We start from the raw sequence: 9,930 nt of genomic DNA on the forward strand, positions 1-9,930 counted from the left end.
ATATGTCTCGTACGTTGATCGTCATTGGCCTGCTGATTGTGGCTATCGGTTTCTTATGGCCCTGGGTGAGTCGCTTGCCATTGGGCCACCTGCCGGGTGACATCGTTGTTAAACGGGAGAACGTCTCGTTTTTCTTTCCTATCACCACCATGATTCTGGTCAGTGCAGTGGTGTCCGCTGTGTTGTGGTTAATCAATCGCTGAGCCCTGACGCAAGCCAGGGCTCAGGTCCTTTATGCTGCGCCCACACCCGCTGGCGAGGCTGGTTCGGAAGGCACGTTGCGGTCGCTGACCACTGCAATCACTTTGCGCAGGCGGATAGGGATGGACTTGGCTGCAGGGACCTTGCTGCGTTCGGCGTAATGCCAGAGCGGAATCAGCGGGTTACACTCTGGGTAATAGCCGCCGCAACACCCTTCAGGGATGTTGTAAGGAGTAACCCGGAGCGGACCGACCTCTCGATGGACACCATCGTCTACGGCTGTCATGGCCTGGATCATGTCGCCTTCAGCCAGACCATGACGAGCCATGTCGTGACGGTTCATAAAGATGACCGCCCGGGTACCATAGACACCTCGGAAACGGTCGCTGTAGCCATAGACGGTGGTGTTGAACTGGTCGTTGCTGCGCAGCGTCATCATCTGCAGCACGTCCGTAGGCTTTAAGTCAGCTTCAATGTCATCATCGGCAGAGAGCTTTTGCGGAGTAATGAAATTGGCTTTGCCGGTTTCGGTTGCCCATTTGCGCTCGGATGCACCCAGCGGACGGTGAAAACCACTGGGCTCCAGCATGCGCACGTTGAAGTCATGAAAAATCTCTGGATAGCTCTGGGCGATAGCCTCACGAACCAGACTGTAGTCTGCTACCCAGGCATCCCAGTTGAGCCGTGGATTGGGTTCAAGGGTTGCTTTGGCCAGCGCCGCCACAATGGCCGGCTCGGACAAGAGATTGGGCGCTGCCGGCTTGGCCACACCGCGCCAGGCTCGGATGCATCCTGTGCTGTCCTCGATGGTATGGCGCTGCTCACCGGTAGCCTGCACGTCGATCTCCGTGCGGCCCAGGCAGGGCAGGATGTAAGACTTCTTGCCATGGACCAGATGGTTTCGGTTGAGCTTGGTGGAAATCTGTACGGTAAGCCCGAGTTTGCGCCAGGCCGGCTCCATTAACAGCGTTTCCGGAACCGCACGCACAAAGTTTCCGCCCAGCCCAATGAAGCCTTTGATCGAACCATTCAGGATGCCTTCGCAGGCTTCAACGGTGTTCACGCCATCGTCTTTGGGCGGCTCAAAACCAAACTGCTTTTTGAGGTTTTCTGCAGGCACCTGGCTGGCTTTTTCCGTGATGCCCACGGTGCGTTGTCCCTGCACGTTCGAGTGGCCACGAACGGGGAGAATACCTGCGCCTTCCTTGCCGATGTTACCGCGCAGGAGCAGCAGGTTAACGAGCATCTGAATGTTCATCACACCCTGACGGTGCTGAGTGAGCCCCATGCCGTATACACCAATAACGCGCTCGCAGCGGGCATAGACCATTGCAGCCAATTCCATAGTGCTGCGGGAAAGGCCGGAGCGGCGCTCCAACTCTTCCCATGTATAACTGCGGATCTTTGCCTCGAAGGCTTCAAGGCCATGGGTGTGCTGCTCAATGAACTCAACGTCTAGTATGCGAGGCTTGCCGGCTGCGCGGGCCTGATCATCCATCTCGAAGAGCTTTTTGCAGATCCCGGCTATGGCTGCGATATCACCCCCGATGGCAACCTGGTTGTAATGCGTGCTGATGGTGATTTCCTTGCCGGTCGCCATCTCGGTTGGCGATTGCGGGTTGGTAAACTTCTCCAGCCCCCGCTCGCGGATCGGGTTGAAGGTAACGATAGGCGCGCCACGCTGGCGCGCCTCTTCAAGCTGGTGCAGCATGCGCGGGCTGCTGGTGCCCACGTTCTGGCCAAAGAAAAACAGGCCATCGGTCTTTTCCATGTCATTGAGCGTTACAGTAGCCACCGGCACGCCCAGGCTTTCCGGTAAGGCGATAGAGGTGCTCTCGTGACACATGTTTGAGCTGTCTGGCAGGTTGTTTGTCCCGTACATCCGGGCAAACAGCTGGTACATATAAGAGGTTTCCAGCGCGGCGCGACCCGAGGCGTAGAACACCACTTCATTGGGGTCGGCCATGGCCCTTAGCTCGTCGCCAATTTCACGGAAGGCAACGTCCCATGTAACCGGTTCGTATTTGTCGGTTTCGGCATTCCAACGCAAGGGATGGGTAAGGCGGCCCTGTTGTTCAAGGTCATAGTCACGCCAGTTAAGCAACTCCGTTACGGTGTGCTGGGCAAAGAACTCCGGCCCGCAACGGTTGCTGGTATTTTCCCAGGCGGTCGCTTTGGCACCGTTCTCGCAGAATTCAAAAGGCCCGGCCGGATGTGGCTTTGCCCAGGCGCAACTGACACAGGCAAACCCCTCGATAGGCTTGTTTTGTTTGAGCAGAAGAAGGCTGGAGCCAATAGGCGACTTTTCACGGATCAGGATATTCGCGACCGAAAAAGCCGAGCCCCAGCCACCGGAAGGTGATTTATAAGGTTTGAAACGAGGTTTATTCACGCGTAGCTCCTTGCAGGCAGATGGCCGCTGACTTTGTCAGTTCACGGTTGGCCATAATCCAAAGCGGTGAGAGAGCCCGGCACTACATGTGCCGGGCAAGTAAGGATCAGGCAGCCATGCGCTCGCACTCTTCTGCACAACTCAGGCAGGCCTTGGCGCAGGCCTGGCAGTGATCCATATCGTGCTTGCCGCACTCTTCGCCACAGGCACGACAGACCCTGGCACACAGCGCGCAAAATTCTTTGGCAAGCGGGCTTTCACGGGTCATCAGTACGGCAGCCAACGCGCATAGATCAGCGCAGTCGCGATCGAGCTGGATACAACGCGCCATCATCTTCACGTCTTCTTCGCGCAGGCATGCCGACGCACACATTTCACAGACGAGCGCGCAATTAGAGCAGGCCTGGATGCAGGTTTCGTAAGCGGAAGCAGTCATGTTCATTCTCCGTTTGAGGTAAGGGATAAAAACCATGTCACGCCCGCACGGCCTTGGGCGGTGGATCAGGCTGAGAGAGATAAATGGAGAGATACCGGGAAGGGGTATAGAGATCTGAAGGAAGAGAGGCCCATACAAGTGTTTTCCACATAGCGGCGGAAGATGCAGCAGGCAAGCCGCTACATACCTTTGCCAGACTGCTCTGGGTAACGTGAGCACTCGACGGGTAACGCTTATCCATTTGCTCTGCCTGCACAAGCAGACACGGTGATCCGGGCGCACAGCATGCCTGGGCGTAACCGCTTCCAAAGAAGAGGCCCAGCAACAGCACCGGAAAAGAGGCGCGCATACTCATGCCCATCATCACCTGCAGTCACACGTAATTAAGGTATGAACCACAGGAGTTGCCCAAGGTTTCATCCCTTGAGCTGGAAAGCTGGCGCTATACCATCAGGTGCTTGCTGAGATATGGAATCGTCACAGGTAGGGGGCTGTAACGCTGTTGTCTGGGTAGAAGGAAGGTATTGGTGATGAGGCGCGGCAGCAACAGTGTAGCCGCCGCGCGTACCGCTACTACTCCGCTCGGGGCGCGAGTGCTGACATTGTGATGGCGGCCAGCGCCGTATTTTGCATCATCATGGCAAACTGTTCCGGGGTCATTTTCTGACCGTTGAAGTCAACCATGTGATTGGCATACTTCAGCGTGGTTACGATGTCATCACCCTCCACGCGTGCCATCTGGGACGATGCCGCCATTTCGCCTATGGCATCGCCTGCGGCCTTTGCCTGCTGAGCGATGTCAGCCGCGTCCTGAGACGGATCACTCTTGAGCGCAAGCAGATCACCGATCATCGGCTTGGAGAGGCGAACTTGCAGGTCCAGCAGGCTAATCATCTGCGGGTACACCTCAGAGGGCTGCATCTGATCGTATTGAGCCGGGCGCGTCAGATTGACGGCCATGGCAAGGCGGCTTTCACCGTGGGCCGTCTTGAAAGACAGTTCATCCAGCGTCACGACAGGGTTAGCAGCCAGTAGCGCACTGCCAAAAGCCTGCATGCGTGCCTGCTCGTCCGGCAGCATCGGTGGCATCTGCTTGGTTTCCGGATCGATCTGCACACGCTCGGCATATTGAGCGTATACGGTAGTCATGCCTTGCAAGGCTTCTGCATCGACATCCTTGAAGCTAAATGAGGCGCGAGCGCTACCTACTTCTTTACCATCGATGGTCATGCCGCCCATACCATAAAGAATGGTATCGGCGAGCCGCATGCCGTGCTCCTGCAAATTATCCTGGGCGGTGATGTCACGCATAACAACCGGCGGGACGGTATCCCCATCGATCTGTATCGATTGAAGTCCTACATCCGAGCGTCCCATGTAGAACCCGCTTTGTCCCAGACTCCGATCATTCGTGACACGCAGACCTTTCAGGGTCGTCCTGACCATCGCCCCGTTTTCCGTAGGCGAGGCAAATGCAAAGCTATCTGCCGCCAGATCGAGCTGATAATGCTTTAGATCAAAGTCGGTCTTGAACTTCACGGCCGCACCGGAAAAGGCTACGTGCCTGTCGCCTTCGTTGAGCTCGAAGGGTTGCAGCGTAAGCGTGCCATCCACCTGCTGGTCATAACCAATCACTGCGGTACCATAAGCCGGTACAGCATTATTGGCTGCGGCAAACCAGGCTTGCAGACTGGGGTTAGCTTCCAGAGCGAAATGGCTGCTTGCCATAACGGGCGCAAGTTTGAAAGATGCCAGCCGGGAGGCAGGGAAGGGACCGTGCTCCAGGTGATCGACCATAAGCACCTCGATTGGCTTGTCCAGACCAAAGCCGCTACCCGGAATGACGACTCGGTAGTGAGCAGTGCTCTTAAACAGTCCTTTTTCAAGGCTGACCAACTCTATGTGAGCGGATCGATCAGGAAGCGACTTGGCCCATTGTGCATTGGTTTGGTCGACCGCTTGGTTAAGTACGCCTTCCAACTGCGTACTTGTATACCAGGCACCGCCTACGGCGATTGCTCCAACAGCCAAAGCAATACCTACAGCAATTCCAGCTGCTTTTTTCATGAAATAACTCGTATGAGGGGGTGAAAATCCATTTCCATCCGGTCGGGCGCAAGCGGCGCGGCCAGTCGAAAGGTCCGGCTTGCGGCTCAGGCCTGCAAGCCGGTGTGATTATGCCAATCGCCGTCAGGGCAGGCTATGCCGTCAAGCAATCACCCACGGCTCAATGGCAGGTAAATCCTGAACTGCGCGCCCCCACGTGCTGACTCGCCGGCCTCAATGCGCCCGCCTTGTAGCACGGTTAACGTCTTGACGATGGCAAGCCCCAGACCAGTGCCACCATTGGCACGGTTACGTGACGCATCCGCGCGCTGAAAGCGCTTGAACAGGTTGGCCTTGATGACATCAGGCAAGCCCGGTCCAGCGTCGCTCAGCATGATGACGGCCTGCTCGGCATGGGCACTCAAGCGGATTTCCAGCCAGCGCCCCTCCCGGGCATAGCGCAGCGCATTTTCAATGAGGTTGTTGAGGATCTGCCGCAACCGGTCCACATCGGCCTTGACCTTGAGATCGGCAGCCTCGACAGCCAGCTCGGCATCGATACCATAGCTATCCAGGCGGCTGGCGTACTTGCTCAGGGTATCCCGAGCCACTTCGGCCAGATCCACCGTGACCATATGCAGCGACAGGCGCCCAGCATCGGCTACCGATAGGGTATGCAGATCATCCACCAGCCGTCCCAGGTGTTCAGCCTGTTCGAGTAGCTTTTGAAACTCCAGCGGCTCAGCCGGAATAACGCCATCGCACAAGGCATGTAACCGAGCCTGCAGGATAGCGATAGGTGTGCGCAGCTCGTGGGAGATGGCAGCCGCAGTGGCCTTGCGCTCATGCTCCAGGGACTCCAGGGAATCGGTCATGTGGTTGAAATCGCGCACCAGATCCGCCAGCTCGCCACGCTGGCTCTTGCTGTGTGCCCTCACGCTGAAATCGCCCAGGGCGATCCGGTTCGCCGCCTCGGCAATGGACCCTACCGGCAAGGTCACGAGGCGCGATGTCCAGAGCCCGGCGATCAGACCGAACGGCAGACAGAACACCAGCCCCAGCACAAGCGCCAGCTGCTCACCGTCCCAAGGGTCGCCCCGCCAGTACTGGCTGTAGATCTCGATCATTCGGGGACTGTTGTCCTGATCCTGCGCCTCGAGCTGATCCATCTCCTGCCGGATGTTGACAGGCAGGTTGTTGTAGAAGCGGTCGTACTCGTACTGGGTGTAAACGAATATGGTGGCCCAGAGCAGGCCGATGGTCACAAAGACCGTGGCAACAATACTCAGTCCGAAGCGGACCCATATGCGGTCTAGGACTCGGGCCATAGTCGATACCCGATGCCTCGTACGGTTTCGATCAGATCATCACAGCCGGCATCCTGAAGCTTGCGTCGCAGCTTGCTCAGGTGCGAGTCGATAACCCGGTCCAGCGCGTCGCTTTCCGGCAGGCAGGCTTCGATAAGCTCGCTGCGTGAGAAACATCGCCGTGGTTGGTTGGCTAATGTGCTCAGCAGACGAAACTCCGTCAGCGTCAAGGGCAGGACCTGGGGTTCATCGTCCTCGCTGTACGCTCGGGCCATGTATGCCTGTTGGTCGATCTCCAGACGGCCCACCCGCAGCGGTGCAGAGGTGTGCGACTGTGCCTGGACGACACTGGTACGGCGCAGCACTGCCCGTACCCGTGCCACGACTTCGGCCGGGTTGTAGGGCTTGACCACATAATCGTCGGCGCCCAGGCGCAGGCTGAGCATCTTGTCGAGGTCATCGGCAAGAGCACTGACCATGATGACAGGGGTCTCGCTTTCGTTGCGAATGGTCTTGAGGATGTCTACGCCGTCCATGCCGGGCAGGCGGATATCAAGCAGCACGATGTCTGGACGCATACGGCGGAACAGCTGCAGGGCTTCAAGCCCGTCCGCCGTATGCACGGTACGCAAGCCGTCACGCTGCAGGTAGGCCACCAAAATGTCCGAGATGCTCGGTTCATCCTCCACAAACAACACGAGAGGGCCGGATGGCCGAGAGTCGTTACTCATATAAAGAGCCTCTGAGTTCAGTCCGAAGCAGTATACGGGCCGGATGATGCGTCTACGAGAGCAGCTCCGCTGACCGTTAAATTAAGGCAACTCACACGTATTTGCTTGGACTATGCGCCTGCCTGTTCATTCATCCACACGGGTGTTTCCCGTCTCCATCGTTCCTCCACAAAACCTGCAAAGCCACGCAAGTTTGACTTTGCACAATCCCCTTACGCCGTAGCCTCGGGCTACAGAAACCTCTTTCGATTGGACACCCGCTGTCCAGGTTTTTTGTCGTATGGTTCGCTTCCCGGTCATTCTTCGCTCTACCTGCAGCCTGGCACTCAGTGTGCTGGCGGGCTGTGCGCAGATCGAAACGCCGACCCTGCCTGCCAAACTGCCAGACCACTGGGCCCAAGCCTCTCAGGCTGCGCCAGACGCACCGGCCGTCGACCTGCACGGCTGGTGGAAAACCTTTAACGATCCTGTATTGAATCAGCTGGTTGCACGTGCAGTATCCGAGAACCTGACCCTGGCCCAGGCCTCAAGCCGCCTGAAACAGGCGCATGCACTGACGCGACAGACTGACGCCAGCTATCTACCCCAACTGTCGTTGGCGACCCGCAGCAGCGAGGAAATTTCGGCCACGGATACTTTCTTCCAGGTCAGCCTGGATGGAATCTGGAATCTGGGTCTGTTCGGTGAACGCGAGGGCGCCGAGAAACAGGCAAAGGCCAGGATAAAGCTGGCCAGAGCCGACCAGCAGGCGGCCCAGGTAACCGTGGTTTCCGAAGTGGTCCGGCATTATCTGGAGCTACGTGCCGCCCAACAGCAGATACAGACCCTTGAGGCGCTGGTCGCACTGGATCAGAAAGCACTGGCCCTGCTAGACATCCGTATTCCCAACCATCTGGCATCGCCTGATCAGCGCCTGCAGCTCCAGGCCAGACGCGCCGAGACCCTGGCGCGTTTGACTCAGCCCCGACAGATCCAGGCCCGGGCCGAGCAATCCCTGGCCGCCCTGCTAGGACAGACCTCACCGGATGCCACCTGGAGCACGGTACGGCCGCTGCCACGTATCGAGCAGGTGTCGGTGCAACAAGTGCCTAGTGATCTGCTGCGTACGCGGCCCGATATCCAGCAGGCGGAGGCTGAGGTCTTGCAGTCAGCCGGTGAGCTGGGTTTGGCCCATGCCAACCTGTATCCCCGTGTCGCCTTGGGAATCTCGTATCTGTATGCCTACAACCTGACGCAGTACGAAAAGGTTCGCTCAAACAGTGTGCCCATGATCGGCCCGATAATCGATCTGCCTATTTTCGACTGGGGCCAACGAAAAGCCGTAGAAAAAGCCCAGAAACACGCCATGCATGCGGCTCTAAATGGTTACCGTCAGGTACTGCTCGACAGTGTTGCCCAAACGGAAGCGGCACTGGCGGCCTTCGGTCTGGAGCAGGAGCGGGTAAAGCAGCTGCAACAGGCTGAAGCGGCCCTGGACGAGCGCGCACAACGCGGCTTAACCCTGACGGGGCTGGGTCTGACCAGTCAATGGGAGCAGCTCGATACCCAACGTGATCAGTTGCAGGCGTCCCTTCAGCTCATCTCCGCACAGGCGCGCCAGGGTCTGGCATTCGTGGCGTTGTACAAATCCCTCGGCGGCGCACCACTTCCCGCCGCCAGGGCCAAGGAGAAGCACACATGATCGCCCTGGCTCGCAAAACACTGTTTCATGAATGGCGCCGCTTTTTGCCCGCCATTCTGGCCATTGGCTTCTCTGGCGTCCTGCTAACGGTTCAAGCGGCCCTCGTGCTGGGTATCTTTGGCAGCGCGGCCGTCTATGTATCGTCTTCTTCCGCCGATTTGTGGGCAGGCTATCCCGGCACTCAAAGCGTCAACTTTGGCCGGACCATCAGCCCTGATGTAGAAATGCGTCTGCGCATGGACCCCGATGTTACCGATGTGGAGCCTTACCTCTGGGTGGAAGGTGACTGGCACGGCACTCATGAGAAGAGCGGTGGCGTGTCTGTCTTTGTGTCAGGGATCAATACGGGCCGCAAAGGCATGATGTTTTCCAGCCTGCTTTCCTCAGGGCTGCGCCAGCGCCTGGAAGAGCCCAATGCCGTTATTGTGGACCGCTCAGAGCTGGATCAGCTAGGCGTCAGCCTGGATCAGGCGGCCTGGATCAACGGTCATCGTGTTCATGTGGTGGCGGCTATTGCCGGCCTACGCGGTCTGGGTGGCGTCAATGTCCTGGCCTCACTGGACACGGCTCGTCTGCTCCAGGGAGAAGACAGTCCAGGCGTTGGGCCGACCTACTACGTTGCCAAGGTGCGCAAGCCCAGCCGTGTCGAGGCAGCGCAGGCGCGCCTGATCGCCAACCCATCCTTTGGTCCCTTTGAAGTCTGGACGGCCAAACAGTTTGCCTGGCGCTCCCAGCTCTACTGGATGTTCGATACCGGCGCGGGTGTCGCCGTGCTGTTCATGGCGGGCATCGTCTGCCTGGTTGGCGGGGTGATCACCAGCCAATCGCTGATGGCCATGGTGGCTGCCTCTGCCCGTGAATATGCCGTGCTTAACGCCTTGGGCGCCAGTTTCCGATCGCTCAGCCAAGTGGTGCTTGAACAATCCTGTTGGGTTGGCGGACTCGGCCTGCTTGTCACAGGGATTACCAGCACGGTTCTGCTTAGCGTGGCGGCCCGCCATGACGTTCCCGTTGCCATGAACATAACGATAGCAATGATCTGCGCTGCTCTGGTTCTGGGCCTTGCGCTCGTGTCCGGACTCATCGCCATGCGCGGCCTGCTGCGCGCCGACCCTGCACTGCTGCTGAGGTAATGA

At 58.2% G+C, this 9,930-nt stretch carries 9 protein-coding genes; 3 read left to right on the plus strand and 6 right to left on the minus strand.

The window, feature by feature from the left end; translation table 11 throughout:
* The first annotated feature begins 2 nt into the window (after positions 1-2).
* Entirely contained in the window at positions 3-203 is a 201-nt protein-coding gene (locus IEX86_RS10935; protein ID WP_188866153.1) for a DUF2905 domain-containing protein, read from the plus strand.
* Between the two features lie 29 nt (positions 204-232).
* On the opposite strand, the gene IEX86_RS10940 is transcribed toward IEX86_RS10935, so the two are convergent.
* The 6 genes from IEX86_RS10940 to IEX86_RS10965 form a co-directional block, all read right to left on the minus strand.
* Entirely contained in the window at positions 233-2,593 is a 2,361-nt protein-coding gene (locus tag IEX86_RS10940; RefSeq protein ID WP_188866154.1) for an FdhF/YdeP family oxidoreductase, read from the minus strand.
* A gap of 106 nt (positions 2,594-2,699) precedes the next feature.
* Positions 2,700-3,029 (minus strand): four-helix bundle copper-binding protein, encoded by a 330-nt coding sequence (locus tag IEX86_RS10945; protein WP_188866155.1) that lies wholly within the window; start codon positions 3,027-3,029, stop codon positions 2,700-2,702.
* A 37-nt stretch (positions 3,030-3,066) separates the two neighbouring features.
* Positions 3,067-3,384 (minus strand): hypothetical protein, encoded by a 318-nt coding sequence (locus IEX86_RS10950; protein WP_188866156.1) that lies wholly within the window; start codon positions 3,382-3,384, stop codon positions 3,067-3,069.
* A gap of 218 nt (positions 3,385-3,602) precedes the next feature.
* On the minus strand, positions 3,603-5,096 hold the full coding sequence (locus tag IEX86_RS10955) for a YdgA family protein (protein WP_188866157.1): 1,494 nt from the start codon (positions 5,094-5,096) through the stop codon (positions 3,603-3,605).
* Positions 5,097-5,245: 149 nt separating this feature from the next.
* Entirely contained in the window at positions 5,246-6,403 is a 1,158-nt protein-coding gene (locus IEX86_RS10960; protein WP_188866158.1) for an ATP-binding protein, read from the minus strand.
* Entirely contained in the window at positions 6,388-7,113 is a 726-nt protein-coding gene (locus tag IEX86_RS10965; protein ID WP_188866159.1) for a response regulator, read from the minus strand. Before IEX86_RS10965 ends, IEX86_RS10960 begins: the two co-directional genes overlap by 16 nt.
* 280 nt (positions 7,114-7,393) lie before the next feature.
* On the opposite strand from IEX86_RS10965, the gene IEX86_RS10970 reads away from it, so the two are divergent.
* Entirely contained in the window at positions 7,394-8,794 is a 1,401-nt protein-coding gene (locus IEX86_RS10970; protein WP_188866160.1) for an efflux transporter outer membrane subunit, read from the plus strand.
* Positions 8,791-9,927: an ABC transporter permease gene (locus IEX86_RS10975; protein ID WP_188866161.1), complete on the plus strand. Its 1,137-nt coding sequence runs from the start codon at positions 8,791-8,793 to the stop codon at positions 9,925-9,927. Before IEX86_RS10970 ends, IEX86_RS10975 begins: the two co-directional genes overlap by 4 nt.
* Positions 9,928-9,930 lie beyond the last annotated feature (3 nt).

Origin of the sequence: Pseudomonas asuensis (assembly GCF_014646755.1) — a bacterium.
GTDB lineage: Bacteria > Pseudomonadota > Gammaproteobacteria > Pseudomonadales > Pseudomonadaceae > Chryseomonas > Chryseomonas asuensis.